19 protein-coding genes and 1 tRNA gene are annotated in these 17,800 nt (G+C 66.6%); 10 read left to right on the forward strand and 10 right to left on the reverse strand.

Annotation, left to right across the window (positions count from 1 at the left end):
• The first annotated feature begins 3 nt into the window (after window positions 1–3).
• The gene (locus WA965_RS17765; protein WP_526298802.1) at window positions 4–1,428 is read left to right on the forward strand and encodes an aldehyde dehydrogenase family protein; all 1,425 of its coding nucleotides are present in this window, start codon (window positions 4–6) and stop codon (window positions 1,426–1,428) included.
• 83 nt (window positions 1,429–1,511) lie between these two features.
• Here the strand turns inward: WA965_RS17765 and WA965_RS17770 are convergent, their stop codons facing one another.
• On the reverse strand, window positions 1,512–1,730 hold the full coding sequence (locus tag WA965_RS17770; RefSeq protein WP_526298804.1) for an HVA1 family protein: 219 nt from the start codon (window positions 1,728–1,730) through the stop codon (window positions 1,512–1,514).
• Between the two features lie 102 nt (window positions 1,731–1,832).
• Here WA965_RS17770 and WA965_RS17775 point away from each other — a divergent pair, with 102 nt between their 5' ends.
• The gene (locus WA965_RS17775) at window positions 1,833–3,077 is read left to right on the forward strand and encodes a KasA/KasB family beta-ketoacyl-ACP synthase (RefSeq protein ID WP_526447876.1); all 1,245 of its coding nucleotides are present in this window, start codon (window positions 1,833–1,835) and stop codon (window positions 3,075–3,077) included.
• A gap of 14 nt (window positions 3,078–3,091) precedes the next feature.
• Here the strand turns inward: WA965_RS17775 and WA965_RS17780 are convergent, their stop codons facing one another.
• The gene (locus WA965_RS17780) at window positions 3,092–3,988 is read right to left on the reverse strand and encodes a cyclopropane mycolic acid synthase family methyltransferase (RefSeq protein WP_526298830.1); all 897 of its coding nucleotides are present in this window, start codon (window positions 3,986–3,988) and stop codon (window positions 3,092–3,094) included.
• A 98-nt stretch (window positions 3,989–4,086) separates the two neighbouring features.
• Window positions 4,087–5,019 (reverse strand): cyclopropane mycolic acid synthase family methyltransferase, encoded by a 933-nt coding sequence (locus WA965_RS17785; RefSeq protein WP_526298808.1) that lies wholly within the window; start codon window positions 5,017–5,019, stop codon window positions 4,087–4,089.
• Window positions 5,020–5,223: 204 nt separating this feature from the next.
• On the opposite strand from WA965_RS17785, the gene WA965_RS17790 reads away from it, so the two are divergent.
• Window positions 5,224–5,952, forward strand: a complete 729-nt coding sequence (locus WA965_RS17790; protein WP_526298810.1) for a 3-keto-5-aminohexanoate cleavage protein — start codon at window positions 5,224–5,226, stop codon at window positions 5,950–5,952.
• Here the strand turns inward: WA965_RS17790 and WA965_RS17795 are convergent.
• A complete protein-coding gene (locus WA965_RS17795) occupies window positions 5,942–6,388 on the reverse strand; it encodes a cupin domain-containing protein (RefSeq protein WP_526298812.1) in 447 nt (148 codons plus the stop codon). The genes WA965_RS17790 and WA965_RS17795 overlap by 11 nt on opposite strands.
• Window positions 6,389–6,413: 25 nt before the next feature.
• Here WA965_RS17795 and WA965_RS17800 point away from each other — a divergent pair, with 25 nt between their 5' ends.
• Together WA965_RS17800 and WA965_RS17805 are read left to right on the forward strand one after the other, a co-directional pair.
• Window positions 6,414–6,839, forward strand: a complete 426-nt coding sequence (locus tag WA965_RS17800) for a hypothetical protein (protein ID WP_526298814.1) — start codon at window positions 6,414–6,416, stop codon at window positions 6,837–6,839.
• Window positions 6,836–7,432, forward strand: a complete 597-nt coding sequence (locus WA965_RS17805) for a GNAT family N-acetyltransferase (protein WP_526298832.1) — start codon at window positions 6,836–6,838, stop codon at window positions 7,430–7,432. Before WA965_RS17800 ends, WA965_RS17805 begins: the two co-directional genes overlap by 4 nt.
• Before the next feature lie 69 nt (window positions 7,433–7,501).
• Here WA965_RS17805 and WA965_RS17810 read toward each other — a convergent pair whose 3' ends face one another.
• From WA965_RS17810 to WA965_RS17825, 4 genes are all read right to left on the reverse strand, one after another.
• A complete protein-coding gene (locus tag WA965_RS17810; RefSeq protein ID WP_178358306.1) occupies window positions 7,502–7,951 on the reverse strand; it encodes an Hsp20 family protein in 450 nt (149 codons plus the stop codon).
• 198 nt (window positions 7,952–8,149) lie between these two features.
• The gene (locus tag WA965_RS17815) at window positions 8,150–9,004 is read right to left on the reverse strand and encodes a winged helix-turn-helix transcriptional regulator (protein ID WP_526298816.1); all 855 of its coding nucleotides are present in this window, start codon (window positions 9,002–9,004) and stop codon (window positions 8,150–8,152) included.
• Window positions 9,005–9,034: 30 nt separating this feature from the next.
• On the reverse strand, window positions 9,035–10,564 hold the full coding sequence (locus WA965_RS17820) for a carotenoid oxygenase family protein (protein ID WP_526298818.1): 1,530 nt from the start codon (window positions 10,562–10,564) through the stop codon (window positions 9,035–9,037).
• Entirely contained in the window at window positions 10,561–11,778 is a 1,218-nt protein-coding gene (locus WA965_RS17825; RefSeq protein ID WP_526298820.1) for an acetyl-CoA acetyltransferase, read from the reverse strand. The genes WA965_RS17820 and WA965_RS17825 overlap by 4 nt, the downstream gene beginning before the upstream one ends.
• A 195-nt stretch (window positions 11,779–11,973) precedes the next feature.
• Between WA965_RS17825 and WA965_RS17830 the strand changes: the two genes are divergently transcribed.
• Complete coding sequence (locus WA965_RS17830; RefSeq protein WP_526298822.1) at window positions 11,974–12,660, forward strand: ANTAR domain-containing protein; 687 nt, start codon at window positions 11,974–11,976, stop codon at window positions 12,658–12,660.
• Between the two features lie 335 nt (window positions 12,661–12,995).
• Window positions 12,996–15,272, forward strand: coding sequence for a putative bifunctional diguanylate cyclase/phosphodiesterase (locus WA965_RS17835; RefSeq protein ID WP_526447878.1), 2,277 nt, complete (start codon window positions 12,996–12,998; stop codon window positions 15,270–15,272).
• On the opposite strand, the gene WA965_RS17840 is transcribed toward WA965_RS17835, so the two are convergent.
• Window positions 15,256–15,331: transfer RNA gene (locus tag WA965_RS17840), tRNA-Arg, on the reverse strand. The two genes, WA965_RS17835 and WA965_RS17840, sit on opposite strands and share 17 nt — an antisense overlap.
• A 152-nt stretch (window positions 15,332–15,483) precedes the next feature.
• Between WA965_RS17840 and WA965_RS17845 the strand changes: the two genes are divergently transcribed.
• The 3 genes from WA965_RS17845 to WA965_RS17855 are packed head-to-tail and all read left to right on the forward strand — an operon-like array spanning window position 15,484 to window position 17,006.
• The gene (locus tag WA965_RS17845; RefSeq protein WP_526296329.1) at window positions 15,484–16,155 is read left to right on the forward strand and encodes a hypothetical protein; all 672 of its coding nucleotides are present in this window, start codon (window positions 15,484–15,486) and stop codon (window positions 16,153–16,155) included.
• A complete protein-coding gene (locus tag WA965_RS17850) occupies window positions 16,152–16,736 on the forward strand; it encodes a cytochrome c oxidase subunit 3 (RefSeq protein ID WP_526296319.1) in 585 nt (194 codons plus the stop codon). The genes WA965_RS17845 and WA965_RS17850 overlap by 4 nt, the downstream gene beginning before the upstream one ends.
• Window positions 16,737–17,006, forward strand: coding sequence for a cytochrome C oxidase subunit IV family protein (locus WA965_RS17855; RefSeq protein WP_526296317.1), 270 nt, complete (start codon window positions 16,737–16,739; stop codon window positions 17,004–17,006). It begins immediately after the preceding gene.
• A 15-nt stretch (window positions 17,007–17,021) separates the two neighbouring features.
• Here the strand turns inward: WA965_RS17855 and WA965_RS17860 are convergent, their stop codons facing one another.
• Window positions 17,022–17,792 (reverse strand): LLM class F420-dependent oxidoreductase, encoded by a 771-nt coding sequence (locus tag WA965_RS17860; RefSeq protein ID WP_526447880.1) that lies wholly within the window; start codon window positions 17,790–17,792, stop codon window positions 17,022–17,024.
• Window positions 17,793–17,800 lie beyond the last annotated feature (8 nt).

The raw sequence follows: 17,800 nt of genomic DNA on the forward strand, positions 1-17,800 counted from the left end.
ACCATGCGCGAATACCTGAAGTTCTACATCGACGGCCAGTGGATCGATCCGGTCGAACCGAGAACACTCGATGTCGACAACCCCACCACCGAGCAGGTCTCGGGCCAGATCGCCATCGGGAGTGCGGCCGACGTCGACAAGGCGGTCGAAGCGGCACGCAAGGCGTTCGGCTCCTGGTCGCAGACGAGCCGGGAGGAACGCCTGGAGGTGCTCGGCAGGATCATGGCCGAGTATCAGAAGCGTGCCGCCGACCTGGCCGACGCCGTCAGCGAGGAGATGGGTGCGCCCGCATCGCTGGCCGCTGGCCCGCAGGTGAACATGGGTCTGGGGCACCTGGCCACCGCCATGGATGTGCTGAAGAACTTCCAGTTCGAGGAGCAACTCGGCAGCACCCTGGTGGTCAAGGAACCGATCGGTGTCTGCGGCCTGATCACGCCGTGGAACTGGCCGATCAACCAGATCGCCTGCAAGGTGTTCCCGGCATTGGCCACCGGCTGCACGATGGTGCTCAAGCCGTCGGAGGTGGCCCCGTACTCGGCTCAGATCTTCACCGAGATCATGGACGCCGCAGGCGTTCCCGCAGGGGTCTACAACCTCGTCTACGGTGACGGACCCGGCGTGGGCGCGGCGCTGTCCAGCCATCCCGACATCGACATGGTGTCGTTCACCGGCTCGACCCGCGCCGGCGTCGACGTCGCCAAGAACGCCGCGGCCACCGTCAAGCGCGTCACCCAGGAACTCGGCGGCAAGAGCCCCAACATCGTGCTCGACGACGGTGACTTCGCCAAGAGCGTGGCCGCGGGCACGTCGGTGATGATGATGAACAGCGGTCAGAGCTGCAACGCCCCGTCGCGCATGCTGGTGCCCAACGCCCGCATGGACGAGGCCATCGAGATCGCCCGCGAGACCGCGGGTGCGGTGAAGGTCGGCGACCCGGACGACAAGACCGCTATCGGGCCGGTGGCCTCGAAGGTGCAGTTCGACAAGATCCAGGGCCTGATCCAGAAGGGCATCGACGAAGGCGCCACCGTCGCGGTCGGCGGCGGGGGCCGTCCTGACGGACTCGACGCCGGGTACTACATCAGGCCGACGGTGTTCGCGAACGTCACCAACAACATGACGATCGCCCGCGAGGAGATCTTCGGCCCGGTGCTGTGCATCCTCGGGTACGACGACCTCGACGAGGCTCTCGAGATCGCCAACGACACCGAGTACGGCCTGGCCGGGTATGTCTCGGGGGCCGACCTGGACCAGGCGCGGTCGGTGGCGCGCCGGATCCGCGCGGGTTCGGTCGCGATCAACCATGGCTTCGACCTCAACGCCCCGTTCGGCGGCTACAAGCGCAGCGGGAACGGGCGCGAGTGGGGGAACTTCGGGTTCGACGAGTACCTGGAGACCAAGGCCGCACTGGGTTACGCGCCCAGCTAGCCTGCGAGCGCACGGTTTCTGGCGGATTCCGGCGAGATCACGTCAGAAACCGGACTTTCGCGGACCCAAGTGTCCCGGGTCCGTCAACCCGACTTCTTCGTCAGTGCCTGCGGCTTGTGCACCGCGTCGTTGCCGCTCTTGTCGCTGCGCACCCGGTACTGCGGCTCGTCCTCGGAAGCCCGGACCTTGCGACCGGCCGCCGTGGTGTCTGAGGTGATCTTCTCCTCGACGGTGCCCTCGGCCGTATTGCCATGGCTCTGCCACGTGACCTTGTCGCCCTTGCGGAAATTATGCTGTTTCATGGAGGGACGGATACCCCGCTGTAACGCCGGATATCCGTGAGTAAACGCTGACACAGCGGGTAGAAGACCCAGCGGAGACGCTTCGCAGGGGTAAGGGTGGCGATGACGATGGACAGGAAGTTCCCGAACGTAGTGGTGACCGGGGTCGCCATGACAACAGCCCTGGGGACCGACGCGGAGAGCACCTGGCAGGGGCTGCTCGACGGTCGAAGTGGTATCCGCCTGCTGGGCGACTCGTTCGTCGATCAGTTCGACCTGCCGGTCCGCATCGGCGGTCATCTGCTGGAGTCGTTCGACGACGAACTGACCCCCGACGAACACGCTGCCCTGTCGTACGTGCAGCGCATGGCCGTGGTGCTCGGCCGGCGGGTGTGGGCGGACGCCGGGGCGCCGGAAGTCGACCCGCGCCGACTGGCGGTGTCCATCGGCACCGGCATGGGCGGGATCGAAGAACTCCTTTTTGCCTACGAACACCTCCGCGAGCATCGCCTCGACGAGGTGTCACCGACCGCGGTGCAGCAGTACGCGCCCAGTGGCCCGTCGGCTGCCGTGGCGGTGGAACGTCATGCGGGAGCCGGTGTGCTCACGCCGGTTTCAGCGTGCGCTTCCGGGTCGGAGGGCATCGCTCAGGCCTGGCGGCACATCGTGCTCGGCGAGGCCGACATCGCCATCTGCGGCGGCGTCGAAGCCAGGATCGAGGCGGTGCCGATCGCAGGGTTCGCCAAGATGCGCATCGTGCTGTCGAAGAACAACGATGATCCCGAAGGCGCATGCAAGCCGTTCGACCGCGACCGCGACGGGTTCGTGTTCGGTGAGGGCGGCGCGCTGATGGTGATCGAGACCGAGGAGCACGCCAGGGCGCGCGGGGCGCGGATCCTGGGCAGGTTGATGGGGGCCAGCATCACCTCCGACGGGTTCCACATGGTGGCCCCGGATCCCAACGGGTCACGCGCCGGCTACGCGATGACCCGGGCGATTCAGACCGCCGGCCTGTCGCCGACCGACATCGATCACGTCAATGCCCACGCGACCGGAACCACAGTGGGCGACGTGGCCGAATCGATCGCCATCAACCACGCCCTGGGCAGCCACCAACCGGCGGTCTACGCGCCGAAGGGCGCCCTGGGGCACTCGGTCGGAGCCGTCGGCGCGGTGGAAGCGATTCTGACGCTGCTGGCCCTGCGGGACGGCATCGTGCCCGCCACCCGCAATCTGAAGAATCTTGATCCGGAGATCCACCTCGACGTGGTCGCCGGCAGCTCACGGCCGGGCAACTACCAGTACGCGGTCACGAACTCGTTCGGCTTCGGCGGCCACAATGTCGCCGTGGTGCTCGGACGGGCCTGAGGCCTGTCCGAGTTTCAGGCTTTGACGAGAGTGAACTGCCCGAGTTCGCTGATGCCCCGATTGAAGAAGTCGCTGCAGCCGGTCAGGTACTTCATGTACCGCTGGTAGACCTCCTCGGACGTGGCGGCAACCGCCTCGTCGTGATGGGCCTCCAGCGCCTCGGCCCAGGTGTCGAGCGTGCGGACGTAGTGCTCGTCGAGCAGCTGCTTCTGCTCCAGCGAGAATCCCGCCTCGGCGGACAACCCGACGATGTCGTCGTCGCACGGCACCGACCCGCCGGGGAAGATCTCCTTGGCGATGAACCGCATGAACCGCAGATCGGTCATCGTGATCGGAATGCCCATCTCCGGCCAGCGCTTCAGCGGATGGCCGAGGATCGCCTGGATCACCATGCGCCCGCCGCTGGGCAGCATGCTGTGACAGGCCTTGAAGAACGGCGCGTAGCGCTCCTGCGGAAACGCCTCGATCGCCTCGAGGCTGATGATGCGGTCGACGCGCTCATCGAACTGCTCCCAGCCACGCAGCAGCACGCGGCGTGAACGCTCGGTGTCGATGCCGTCGAGGAGTTCCTGAGCGAACTTGCTCTGGTTCTTGCTCAGGGTGAGGCCGACGACGTTGACGTCGTACTTCTCGACCGCACGCTGCATCACCGAACCCCAGCCGCAACCGATGTCGAGCAGCGTCATGCCCGGCTTCAACTCCAACTTGCCGAGCGCCAGATCGATCTTCGCCACCTGCGCTTCGGCGAGGGTCATGTCGTCGCGCTCGTAGTACGCGCAGCTGTACGTCCGGGACGGATCCTGGAACAGACCGAAGAATTCGTCCGAAAGATCGTAGTGCGCCTGGACCTCTTCGAAGTGGGGCTCCATGGCGCTGCGCTTCTCCGGCGGCTGCACCTTGCTCTCGACCATCGGCAGACCGACCTCCATCCGAACCAAGCGGACACTAGTTTCGTGCACTGTTCTCAGGCTACGTGTGTGCCCACAAATTACTACACCGCCGTCAGTTACTACTTTTCGCAGGTGAATTGGACGACGTCGGTGTAGCCCTCGCGGAACAGATCTGCACAGCCGTCGAGGTACTTGAGGAACCGCTCGTAGATCTCCTCGGAGGTGATCTCGATGGCCTCGTCCTTCTTGGACTCCAGGTTCCGCGCCCAGGTGTCCAGCGTCTTGACGTAGTGCGGCTGGAGGTGCTGCTCGCGGGTGACCCGGTAGCCGGCCTTCTCGGCGTGTGACTTCACCATCGACGCCAGCGGCAGACGGCCGCCGGGGTAGATGTAATCCATGATGAACTTGATGAACCGCACCCGGGACATCGTCAGCGGCAGGCCTTTGGCCTTGATCTCCTCATCCTCGGGGATGGTGATCGTGTGCAGCATCTGCACGCCGTCGTCGGGCATCCAGTCGTAGGTCTTCTTGAAGTAGTCGTCGTACTTGTTGAAGCCGAAGTGCTCGAACGCGCCGATCGAGACGATCCGGTCGACCCGGCCGTCAAAATCCTCCCAGGGCTGCAGGCGTACCTCCATCGTGCGGTCACCCTTGTAGTTGGCGAGCCAGCGTTCCTCGATGTGCTGCTTCTGGTTCTCCGAGAGGGTCAGGCCGATGACGTTGACGTCGTACTTCTCGACGGCGCGGTTGATCGTGGCGCCCCAGCCGCAGCCGATGTCGAGAAGCGTCATGCCCGGCTCGAGGCCCAGCTTGCTCAGCGAGAGATCGATCTTGGCCATCTGCGCCTGCTCGAGCGTGTAGTCGTCCTTCTCGAAATACGCGCAGCTGTAGACCTGGTTCGGGTCCTGCCACAGCTTGAAGAAGTCGTTGGAGATGTCGTAGTGGAACTGGACTTCCTGCTTGTCCGATCCGCGTGTCTGCGACGCGGACTTCGACAACCACGCCGACTCGGCCTTCGTGGTGGTCGGCTCTCCGCTTGGAGTGTTCGACATCGACCCATCCTGTCTGCATAAACCATTACGACGTGCCTGACGGCACGATTGTCTTCTACTACCCATCGGGCCGTTCGGGAAAACGACTCGTTTCGGCGTGTCCGACGACACTAACGGCACGGGGTCGGCGCGATTGCATCAGGTCCAGACCGTGCCGGCGGGCTCCGCCCTGTCGATTCTGAGCATGTAGGCCAAGATTGAGGAATGCCCCGCAGCCCCAAGATCTACGTCAAGGCATGCATCAACGGTGCGCGCACCCCCGACCAGCACCCCGGTCTGCCTGTCACCCCTGAGCAACTCGCCACCGAGGCGGTGGCCGCACACGGGGCGGGCGCACAAGCCGTGCACATGCATCCCAAGACCGCCGACGGTGTCGACTCGCTGCTGCCCGGCGAGGTGGACGCCGCAGTGGCGGCTGTCCGGCACGCCGCCCCCGGGCTTCCGTTGGGCGTGACGACGGGTTTCTGGGCGTTGCCGGATGCGCAGCAGCGGCTGAAGGCCGTCGAGGCCTGGAGCGTGCTGCCCGACTTCGCGTCGCTGAACTGGCACGAGCCGGGTTCCCCCGAGCTGGCGAAGCTGCTGCTCAGTCGCGGGCTCGGCGTGGAGGTGGGCATCTTCCACGCCGAGGCGGCGCAGTCCTGGGCCGCCTCTGACATCGCACCGCACTGCCTGCGGGTGATGATCGAACTCGGTGCCGACGGCGACATCGCGACCGCCGACGAACTGCTCGCCATGGTGGCGGCGGCGGGCTCGCCGGCGCCGACCCTGCTGCACGGCCTCGACGAGAGTTGTTGGCCGCTACTGGAACACGCCGGTGTTCGCGGGGTCCAGACCCGGATCGGGATGGAGGACACGCTGTCCCTGCCCGACGGCTCCACCGCACCCGGTAATGCCGCGCTGGTCTCGGCTGCGGTGGATCTGCTCAGTCGGTAGGGGCCCCGAGGGCGAAGTCGGCGAAGTCGAATCCCGGCACCACCACGCAGCTGACCAGGCAGTGCTGATCGTCCCGGGGGCGGGCGCGCTGCCAGTGCCCGGGAGGGACCACGAACTGCGGGCTCTCGCCGGCCATGATGTCGGCGCCCAGCAGATGCGAGTGCGCCGAGTCTTGTTCCTCGCCGACCTCCAGGATCAGCGGGCCACCCGAGTGGTAGAGCCACAACTCGGCGCTGCGCACCGTGTGCCACGCGGACTGCTGGCCCGCGGTGAGCAGGAACAGGATCGCGGTGCCTGCGTCGCGGGGACCGGCGTAATCCGGCGGCAACGCCGACTGCGGGACGGTGAGGTCGCTGCGCCAGGTCTCACGGAACCAGCCGCCTTCGGGATGCGGGGAGAGGTCCAGCCGACGCGCCCATTCCGGAAGATCGCTCATCGGCCCACCCTAGTAGGGTGCGGGCATGGCCCGCGTGCGTCCCGGATGGTTGGTGGCGTTGTGCGCGCTGATCGTTGCGGTGAGCGCGTGGTTTCCGTGGCTGACGTCCAGCGCCGACGGTGGCGGGAGGGCCAACGCGATCGGCGGGATCGGCGGAGCCATGCCGGTCCCGCCGCCGGGATTCGGGATAGGCCAGTTCATCGTGTTGCTCGCATCGTCGTTGGTCATCGCCGGGGCGATGTCGGCGCGCGGCATCTCTGCTCGGATGGCTTCGACGGTGGCGCTGGCGATTTCGGTGATCCTGGTGGTGCTCGCGGGTTGGTTCTACCGCCTCTACGTCTACCCGCCCGTATCTGCCGGCTACGGGCTCTACATCGGGGCCGCGGTCGCAGCGGCCGCCGCCCTGCTGTCCGTGTGGACCATGCTGACAGCGTGGAGGGCGTCGCCGTGAGTGGATTCGTCGAACCGGTGAAGTTGACCGGGGACCGGTGGGTGTCGCTGGAACCCCTTACCCGCGAACATCTTCCCGAGATCGAGGCAGCCGCCGCCGACGGTGAACTGGGTGCGCTCTGGTTCACCGCTGCCCCGAAAGCGGGTGCGGCGGCCGACTGGGTGCAGGCCAGACTCGGGGTGCAGCATCCGGACACCGGTCTGACGTTCGTGGTGCGCGGACGCGACGGGGTCCTTGTCGGATCGTCGAGCTACCTCAACGTCGACGGCCCCAATCGCCGCCTCGAGATCGGCAACACCTGGTATGGCGCCGCGGCCCGGCGCACCGGGGTCAACTCGGAGACCAAGCTGTTGATGCTCGGCCATGCCTTCGACGAGTTGGGTTGTGTGGCAGTGGAGTTCCGCACCCATTTCTTCAACTCGACCAGCCGGGCCGGCATCGAGAGGCTGGGGGCAAAACTCGACGGTGTGCTTCGCAGCCAGCAGATCCTGCCCGACGGTTCGCGACGTGACACCGTGGTGTACTCGATCCTGGACATCGAGTGGCCCGCGGTCCGGAACAACCTGCGATACCGCCTGTCCCGGCACTCCTGAGTCGCCGAGGCCGCGGACAGATCGCAAGGTGCCGCTGAGATTCGATCTGTCCGCAGCCTCGATCGGTCGCTAGCCGGAATCGACGGTGGTCGGCTGGATCGACCTCTGCCCTCCCGCGTGGGCGACGTCGATCTTGCGCGCCTTGGCGCGTTCGGCGACCGGGATGGTCACGGTCAGCACGCCGTTCTCGTAGGTTGCCGAGATCGCCGACGTGTCAACACCTTCGCCGAGCGAAAGCTGCCTGCGGTAGGTGCCGAAGAACCGTTCGTTGGCGAGCCACTGCACGGATTCCTCGGAGCGGGCGGTGCGGTGGGCCGACACGGTGAGCGTGCCGTTGTCGACGTCGACGTCCACCGATCCGGGATCGATTCCGGGAAGGTCGGCGGTGAGCACGTAGTGGTCGTCGATCTTGCAGAGGTCCATCGGCATGAACCGCGGAGTGCGAGTTGATCCGGTCTGGCTGGTCAGCAAGCTCCGGGTCACGGCATCGAGGTCACTGAAGGGATCAAAACGGAGCACAGCAATCCACCTCCTATTTCACTCAGAGCCCGCCGCCTTGGCGGGCGACCCATAATCACTGTGCACCGGCGAGATTAGCACTCTCGGCCGGAGAGTGCCAGAATTTTTCGGGATTTTTTTCCGGCCCTCGGCGACGATCCTCGCCGACGAGAAGCGAGGTGGGGGAGCCCATCCCGGACCCCGTTCCCGTCCCGGTGGTCAGACCGGAACGACGTGGGTGCCGCGCAGTGCCGTCGTGCACTGGTCGCAGACCAGCACGGGGATGAATCTGCGTCCGCATGCGGAGTGCGTCAGGATCACCGCGGCGCCGTCGGGGTCCGGATACCATCGCTGTGCCCAGTGCAGTGCGGTCACCAGTACCGGGAAGAACGCTCGCCCCTTCTCCGTGAGCCGGTACCTGCCGTCGGCGCTGACGAGAATGCCTTCGGCCGTGAAGACCGCCAGGCGCCCGGCGACCGTGGCGGGTGGCGCGCCGAGTTGTGACTGGAAATCCGTGAACCTGGTGATGCCCACGAATGCGGCGACCAGCAGCGCGAATGCCCAGCGGTCCCCGATCACGCTCATGGTCTGCGGGAACAACAGGCCTGCGCCGCCACGACGGGTGCCCGACCGCCGGCGGGTGGTGGTGGCTGGAATGGACCGTTGCCAGGATCCGCTCGGTCCCCATTGCGCCACAACATCTTTCTCGTCGGCCGCGGCACTGCACGCTCTGCAGACGATCTGCGGCGCGAAGTCGCCACCACACACCCGGTGGCGCATCCCGGGCAACTGCTCGGTGTGGTCGGGAACCCAGCGCCGCTCCCATTGCCAGATCGAGGTCAGCATCGGCCACAGCGACCGACTCCTCGCCGTCACCAGATACTCCGATCGTGGCGGATTGTCCTGGTATTCGCGCCGCGCGAGAAGGTCACCTGCCGCCAGCGATTGCAGACGGCCTGTCAGCACGGAGTTGGAAACGGGTAGGGCGGCGGCGAATTCGCGGAAACGTGTTGCGCCCAGCTGTGCTCGCTGGATGATCAGCAGCGTCCATTCGTCGCCGAGAAGCCCGAGCATATGGGCGACGGCATTGGGGGGCGGGGGCAACTAGAGGCCGATCGCGGCGGCCGCACTGTCGGTGTTGCGCCAGTGCCGGAGCTCGGACCCTGGCGCCCAGGTCGAGTGAGTTCCACTCGAGATCCTTTCGGGCAGAGCGATTCTGCATACCGGTCCGTCGTCGACCCGCGCCGCGTCGAACACCAGGCAGTACGAGGCGTCGGCGCCCAGGTCCGTCGTGAGGGTGACCAGGTATCCGTCGTCTTCGGCGGAGGAACCGACCCGCGCCGCCATCGCGGTCTCGCTCCCGAAGACCCCGTCGCCGAAGGTGTACCGCTGTTCGGTGCCGGTCTGCAGGTCGTGACGGACCAGGCCGTCGAACAAGAACCAGCCCGGCTTGGCAGTCGCCGCGTAGGTGTAGCGGTAGTCACGTCCGGCATACCCGGAGTTGATCATGCCGAATTCGGTGATGCTGTCGGACAATTGCTCTTCCCGGACAGCCCCGGTCACCAGGTTGAAGCGCCATCGGTGCAACCGGGTCTGCATCCGGTCCATCGCCAGGAACCGGAATCTGCGCCGCCACTTGTCGCCGACGCCGTCGTCGGCGGGTTCGGGATCACCCTGGAAGAACCCGTCGAGCACGATCTCGTCGCCGTCCTCGTAGGCATTGGGGAAGTGCAGCACGTAGGTGGGGTCTGCCTCGAACCACCTGATCTGCGAGGTGTCGCCGCGTCGCGGGATGACCGCGAACCGCGACGGCATGTCACGGTGGAAGCCCGGCAGGTGCACGTTGAGATCGAGCAGGGCCGGGTCCCAGAACATCGGGAAATCGTTGAGGATCACGTAGTTCTCGGTGAACGCCATGTCGTGGGGCAGTCGCGGACCCGGTAGCGGGACGTCGACATGGTGCACGAGCCGACCTTCGCCACTGACGACACCGTAGCGCATGTGTGGGGCGTCCTTGCTGTAGCTGAAAAACAGCAACTCGCCGGTGCGGTCGTCGACCTTCGGGTGGGCGGACACCCCCCAGTCCGACGGGAAGGCCCCCGCCCAGTCCTCCTTGCCGAGAGCGGCACCGGTGACGGGGTCGGTGCGGTAGAGGTCACCGCACTGGTAGTGGCTGGTGAGTGCGGTGCCGCGGTGCACGAGTACGTCGGTCGACGACGCGTCTTTCATCAGAGTCCTTGCGCCCCAGCCGTAGTCGCGCTTTGTGAGCTCAATCGGCTCGGCGATTCCCGGCCACAGCGGCCCGCCTTCGGCGTTCTCCTCGGCGAACGCATCGGTTCGGACGAACCGATTGCGGTAGAAGGCTTTTCCGTCTCGGAAGCCGACGATGTGCAGCATTCCGTCGCCGTCGAACGGGTGGTAGTACTTCAGCGCCGGGTGCAGCGGGTTCTCGGTGTTGCGCAGGTAGACGCCGTCCAGGTCCTGCGGGATCTCGCCGTCGACGACGGTCAGGTCATCGGCGTCCCACTCGGTGGTCTGCGGACGCCACGGGCCACTGCGGTAGGGATGGTCGTCCTGCTCGGGCAGGGTGGACAGAAACTTGCCGATGACCTCTGGGTGGGTGTGAAGGCTCACTGCGGTCTCCCGACGACGAAGCTGACGGTGGTGGCGGTGCTTCCGCCGAAGTTGAGCGTGCCGAACGTCTTCGCGCCCTCGACCTGACAGTCGCCTGCGGTGTCACTGACCTGTCGGGCGGCATCGAGCAACATCCGCACCCCGGAGGCGCCGACGGGATGGCCGCCGCCGATCAGGCCCCCGCTGGGGTTGATCGGCAGCCGACCGCCCATCTCGATCTCGCCGTTCTCGACGGCCTTCCAGGATTCGCCGGGGCCGGTGAGCCCGATGTGGTCGATCGCGAGGTATTCGCTCGGGGTGAAGCAGTCGTGCACCTCGAACCCGTCGACATCGTCGAGGGTGACGTGCGCGCGGCCGAAGGCGTCGAGCACGGCGGTGCGGACGTGGGGGAGCACGTACGGATCGTCGCGGGAGCGGTCGAGCTTCTGTCGTAGGCCCAGGCCGACGGTGCGATGCCCCCACCCGTCGATCCTGCCGAGGGGCCGGGCCTGCGGGTGATCACGCAGCCAGTCGTCGCTGACCAGTACGACGCCTGCGCCGCCGTCGGTGATCTGACTGCAGTCGAAGCGGCGCAACCGGCCTTCGACGACAGGGTTCTGGACGTCGTCGTCGGTCAGCGGCACGGGAACCGCCCAGTCGCGGGTCTGCGCGTTCGGGTTGCGCCGGGCATTGGCGAAGTTGAGCGTCGCGATGGCCCGCAGATGGGTGTCGTCGAGGCCGTAGCGCAGGTCGTACTCGGCGGCGACGCTGTCGAACATGTGTGGCCACATATACGTCGCGTCTTGGCCTTCCCGGCCGGTCCACGCCGCGGCGCCGAGGATCGTCGTCGCCATATCCCCGGAGACGGTCTTCTCCAGCTCGATCCCGACGACGAGGGCGGTGCGGTACGCGCCGGAGCGGAGGTCGGCGATCGCCGCCAGGGCCGCGGCGCTGCCCGACGCGCAGGCGGCTTCATGCCGGAGGGCAGGTGTACCCCAGAGCCCGGCGTTGACGGAGGCCGGCATCGCGCCGAGATGGCCCTGTTGGGCGAACAGTTCACCGAACGCATTGGCGACGTGGACGACGCCGACATCGGCGGGGTCGACCCCGGATGAGTCGAGCGTGGAGTCGACGATTTCGGCGGTCAGGTCCGGGAAGCCGAGTCCCTCGCGGTCGAGGTTACGGGCGAAATCGCTTTGGTATCCGCCGAGGATCCACACCTGCGGTGTCGCCATCCCCGGATCGTACTACAGCTAACGGAGTGACTTCGGGGATTGGAAGCGGTCCCGCCGGCTGCGATTCTGAACCGACGAGACCTGACAGAGACGGAGGTCGACCGCCGTCTGTGTCTCAGCGGGGCATTGCCCGCATAGGCGTGACGCAAACCCCGTGAGGTGTACGTCGCGCCCCACATAGGGAACTCTGGAGGCATGATCGAATCGTCGAACCACGAGCTGGCCCATCGAATGGCCGAGCTGGCCCGGTCCGTGGCCGCTCCGCGGAGTGCCGAAGATGTGCTGTCCGACGTCACCGCGGAGGCCAAGAAGCTGATCGAGGGTGTCGACACGGCGGGCGTGCTGCTCATCGGCAAGGCGGGCAGGTTCGAGTCGGTCGCTGGAACGTCGGATCTGCCGCATCGACTTGATGAGCTGCAGATGAAGTACCGCGAGGGTCCGTGTGTACAGGCCGCGCTCGACGATCTGATCGTGCGAACCGAGGACTTCCGCAGCGAGCAGCGCTGGCCGCTGTACTCGGCGGCGGCTGCCGAGCTCGGGGTGCTGAGCGGACTGTCGTTCAAGCTGTACACCAGCTCACAGACGGCGGGGGCGCTGAACCTGTTCTCGTTCCAGGCGCACGCGTTCGATGCCGAAGCGGAGACCATCGGTGCAGTGCTCGCCGCGCATGCTGCCGCCGCGATCCTGGCGAGCCGGCAGAGCGAGCAGTTGGAATCGGCGCTGTCGACCAGGGACCGGATCGGACAGGCCAAAGGCATCATCATGGAGCGCTACGACGTCGACGACGTCGCGGCATTCGACATGTTGCGCAAGCTCTCGCAGGACAGCAACACCCGCCTGACGGAAGTCGCCTCGAGGGTGATCGAGACGCGGGGGAAGTGACCCGGCTTTCGCCGCGCTGAGGTTCTGGCGAATCCACCCAGCGCGCGACCATCGGTCCGAAATCTCCGATGTCCCGCGTCGGAGCCTGCAGTTGGCTACCGTGTTCCTGTGGGAGGACCCTGAGGGGTGAGGTGGCCCTCAGCACTGGAAACCGTCGGATCTGAGGCCGTGGAGGCGCGATCCGATTTCGGTCGGCGGGCAGAATCAGGGGCGCGCTCTGAGTGGGCCGTTCACTTGCGATCGGTACGGGGTTCGGCGATCTCAGCGAATTTCCCGTCGGCTCGGCTTCACGTCTGCTGTCGGGGCGACGCGTGATTCGGCAGAGTGTGGAACCCGTGCGGTTCTGGAGATTGCAGGTGGCGCTGCTTGCGGTGATCGCCGGCTTTGTGGTGACCAAGGTGCCGGGGTTGCGAGCGGAACCGGGCTTCTCGTGGTGGATGGACGGAATCTGGCAGAACCTGGCCTACCTCGCGGCCGCGGTGCTCTGTGTGGTGCGGACCCCGGCGCGGTCGCCGGACCGCGTGGCGTGGCGAATCGTCGCCCTCGGGCTGGTGCTCTTCTGCCTGGCGAACACGTATCTCGACTGGTTCGTCCGCCCCCGTGCGATCCAGAGCGTTCCGTCGCTCGGTGATGGTCTGTGGCTGGCGGCCTATCTGTGCGCCTACGTCGTTCTGGTGCTGTTCATGCGGCGCCGGGTAGCGCGGCTGCCGGTGGGGCTCTGGCTGGACGGTGTGGTGGTCGGACTCGGGACCGCGACGGTCGGCGCAGCGGTCGTCGTCCCGCAACTCATGGCGCATCTGGATCGGGGCGCCGCGGGCACGGCGGTCACCGTCGCCTACGCGATAGCCAACCTGCTGCTCCTGGCGTTGGTGGTGTTCGCCATGTCCCTGTTCCAGTGGCGACCGCCGGTGACGCTGTGGTGGCTGGGGGGCGGACTGGCGCTGTACGGGGTCGTGGATTCCCTCTACGTCATCCGGGCGGCGCGGGGCACCCACGAGCCGGGTGGCTGGCTCGATGCGGCATGGGTCGTCGCCGCGACACTCGTGGCGCTGGCGCCGGGATGGATTCGGAGCCGCGCCGACACCCGCCCGCCACCGGTATGGGCTCCGCTTGCGGCGCCATTGCTTGCCGCCGCTGCGGCCGTCGGCGTCCAGGCCGCCGGTTCCTTCGTCGCGATGGCCCCGGTGGCCGAGTGGTTGGCGGTGGCCACCATGTTCGCCGCACTTGCCCGCCTCGCGGTGGCCTTCTTCGAAGCGCGGCGTGCCGGAGAGCATGCGCACCTGGCACGCACCGACGATCTGACCGGGGTACTGAATCGCCGCGGCTTCTACGATCGGGCCTCGGAGACCATCACCCGGAAAGATCCGAGCCACGGCTGTGAACCGTCCTGTGCCCTGCTGCTGTTGGACCTCAACCATTTCAAGGACGTCAACGACTCCCTGGGCCATGCCGCCGGGGACGAATTGCTGCGCGTGGTCTCAGCCAGGCTGACCGCGTCGCTGAACGATGACGACGTCGTCGGCCGACTCGGCGGAGACGAGTTCGCCTTGCTGATCTCCCACGTCGACACCGGTGAAGCGGCACGTACGGCGGCAGCGCTGATCGACATCCTCGAGGAGGGCGTCGAGCTCGACGGAGTGGAGGTCCACGCCGACGCCAGCATCGGCATCGCCGTCAGCCCGGATCACGGAAGCGATGTCGGAACGCTGTTGCGCTGTGCCGACATCGCCATGTACCAGGCCAAGCAGGCCCACGTCAGCCAGATGATCTACACGGTCGAACGCCACGACCACGGCACCACTCGTGCGGGTATGGAACTGCGGGCGCAACTGCGCCGCGCGATCGACCACGGTGAACTGGCCGTGCACTACCAACCCCAAATGGTGCTTCGCACAGGGGAAGTCATCGGGGCAGAGGCGCTGGTCCGCTGGCCACACCCGAGCCGGGGACTTCTCTACCCCGACCAGTTCCTCCCACTGGCCAGAAACAGCAGTCTGATGCGCTCGATGACGGAGTTCGTCCTCGAACGCGCCCTGCGCGATGCCAGCCTCTGGCACGCAGAAGGCCACCACGTGAGGGTCGCCGTCAACCTGTCGCCACCGACGTTCGCCGACCGGGATCTGCCGACTCGGATCGCCCAAGCGCTCAAGCGCCACGGGTTGCAACCGGGGGATCTGGCGGTCGAGATCACTGAAGACTTCATGCTGGCCCACCTCGAGCGGGCCCGGACCGTGCTCGGCGAGATACGTCGCCACGGGGTCACGATCGCGATCGACGACTTCGGCAGCGGCTACTCCTCGCTGTCCTACCTGCGTGACCTGCCGATCGACGAAGTCAAACTCGACCGCTCCTTCGTCGCACCCATCACCACAGACCCCGACGCTGCGGCGATCGTGCAGTCGGTCATCTATCTGGCGCACAGCCTGCGCCTGACCACCGTCGCCGAAGGTGTCGAAACCGCTGCCGCCGCGGCGGCACTGACGGCGTTCGGGTGCGACGCGGTGCAGGGGCACTATTACAGTGCAGCGCTCAGTACGTCCCAATTCCTGTGGCTGCTCGAAGGTTTCGCGCCCCACCAGGGCGACGTCAAGCAGGTGGTGCCCCCGGCATGATTCGAACATGCGACACCGGCTTTAGGAGAGCCGTGCTCTATCCCCTGAGCTACGGGGGCGGACCCGATGGGAGCTTACCGGTTCACTGAGTGCGCCTGCACCCGGGAAGTCGGCAGTTATGGCAAAAATGACAAAACATCCATGTCCGGCCGGTAGCGTGCCAGCCGTGGAGCTGAAATTGCAGCGCATCGGTGCGTGGTGCGGGACAGCGATGATCGTCCTGTTCAGTGTGTTCTTCTCCGTCATCGGCAAGCTCTGGCCGCCGCTGGGTCCCAACGACACTGCCGCCGAGGTCACTGAATTCCTCGTCGACGAGAACCTCTGGGTGCGCCTCGGTATCGCCGGCTCGATGCTGGTGGCCGCGCTGGCGCTGCCCTTTCACGCAGCGATCGTGCTGCGGATCCGCCGGGTCGAGGGACAGTTCGGCATGCTGTCGATGACGCAGTTGCTCGCCGCTGCCGTCTTCACGCCGGCCTTCATCTTCTCCCTGATTGCGTTGGCTACTGCGGCATTCCGACCCTCAGAACGCGGAATCGAGATCACCCAGGCATTCAACGACATGTTCTGGCTGTGGTTCATCGGCATCGTCGGCACTCTGGTCATTCAGAACACCACGCTGGCCATCGCCTCCTTCGTCGACACCACCGAACCCTCGACCTTCCCCCGCTGGTACGGCTATCTGAACATCTGGGTGATGATGCTGTCGCTGCCCGGCTGCGTGGTCGTGATGATGAACGACGGCCCGTTGGCGTGGAACGGTGTGTTCGCCTTCTACATCCCCGGTCTGGCACTGGTGACGTGGATGATCACGACCAGCGTCGTGATCTCGCGATCGATCACGGCGCAGGAGGCCGCCGAGCGGCAAGCGGTCACCGCGGAGTGAGCACGGGCCTGACGGCGCCGCCCGGCACCCGTCGCACCCCCGGAGAGAGCGGCACCTGGGTTTTCCTGTTCGGCGACATGCTCGTCTTCGGCGCCTTCTTCGTCACCTTCCTCGTCGAGCGGGCCAAAGCCCCGGACGTCTTCGACGTCGCCCGCACCACGCTGCACCTCGGTGTCGGCGTGGCCAATACCCTTGTCCTGCTGACCAGTTCGCTGTTCGTGGTGCTGACGCTGGGCGCGATGCGCACCGGCGCGAGATCGATCGCCACCCGGGCGGTGGCCGCGGCAATCGGCTGCGGCCTGGTGTTCATCGCGCTCAAGGTGTTCGAGTACGTCTCCTTGGCGTCGGCGGGACACGGCCCGGGCACCAATGACTTCTACCTCTACTACTTCATCCTCACCGGCCTGCATCTGTTCCATGTCACCGTGGGGCTGGCGGTGCTGGCGTTCGTGCTCACCCAGACCCGGCGGGACGAGCTCAGCCACACCCGCACGGCCCTGGTCGAGGGCGCGGCCTGCTTCTGGCATCTGGTCGACCTGCTGTGGATCTTCCTGTTCGCACTCCTGTACCTGGTCAGCTGAATGACCGTCGTCCGACTCCTGCGCAACCGTGCCGGCGCCAGCTGGCTGGTTCTCATCGCCGCCACCCTGGTGTCCTGGATGGTCGGCGCGGACCACGGCACCGGGTCGATGGCCGCGGTCGTCGTGCTGGCCATCGCCGCGTTCAAGGTGCGTCTGGTCGGACTCGACTTCATGGAACTGCGCCACGCGCCGATCCCGCTTCGCGCCGCGTTCGAGTGTTACTGCGTGGGCATGTGGGCGCTGCTGTCCGCGCTCTACCTGTTTCTCTGACGGTGGTGGCGGCCGCTACTTCAGCAGCGCGATCACCTTCGCGAACGCGTCGGCGTGGCGGGCCTGCACGATCACGTAGCTGATGCCGTAGGTGTCGCGATAGCCGCGGATCCGCTCGGCGATCTCGTCGGTCGACCCAGAGAGCACGCCGGGGTGACGCAGCATCTCCTCGTCGGACAGCCCGGGCAGTGAATGGCGGGTGATCGTCAGATCGGGGGTGCCCGAGTCGTCGACGGGCATCGCGGTGATGGCCACGTTGAGTTCCAGGTCGTCAAAACGCTCCGCGGCGGCCGTCCGGACAAATCCGATCCGCTCGGCCAGCGGATCCTCCTCGGCGGTCGGTGCCCGGTCACCCCCGGTGAGCCCGATGATGTCGGCGGAGCGGGCGGCGATGCGCAGCACCCGATCGCCGTTGCCGGCGATCATGATCGGCACCCCGGGCAGGTGCTCGGCCATGTACCGGGTGGTCTCGCGCAGGTGGTCGACGCGCTCGCCCGCGCTGGGGAACGGGATCCCGGCGGCGTCGAACTCCGACTTGACGTAGCCGGTGCCCAACCCGAGCTCGAACCGTCCGTCGCTCAGCTCGGACAGCGCGGCCACGTCACGGGCCAGCAGGGCAGGCCGGTGAAACGCCGAGTTGATGACGAACGTGCCGACGCGCAGCTGCGAGGTCGCCATGGCGATGGTCGTCATCACCGGGAACGGCGCGACTCCACCGAGATGATCGGGCACATGCATGACGTCGAAGCCGAGATCCTCTGCCCGACGCGCCGTCTCCTCGAGCACGGTCCGCG

Source organism: Mycobacterium sp. (genome assembly GCF_049683935.1).
Classification (GTDB): Bacteria; Actinomycetota; Actinomycetes; order Mycobacteriales; family Mycobacteriaceae; genus Mycobacterium.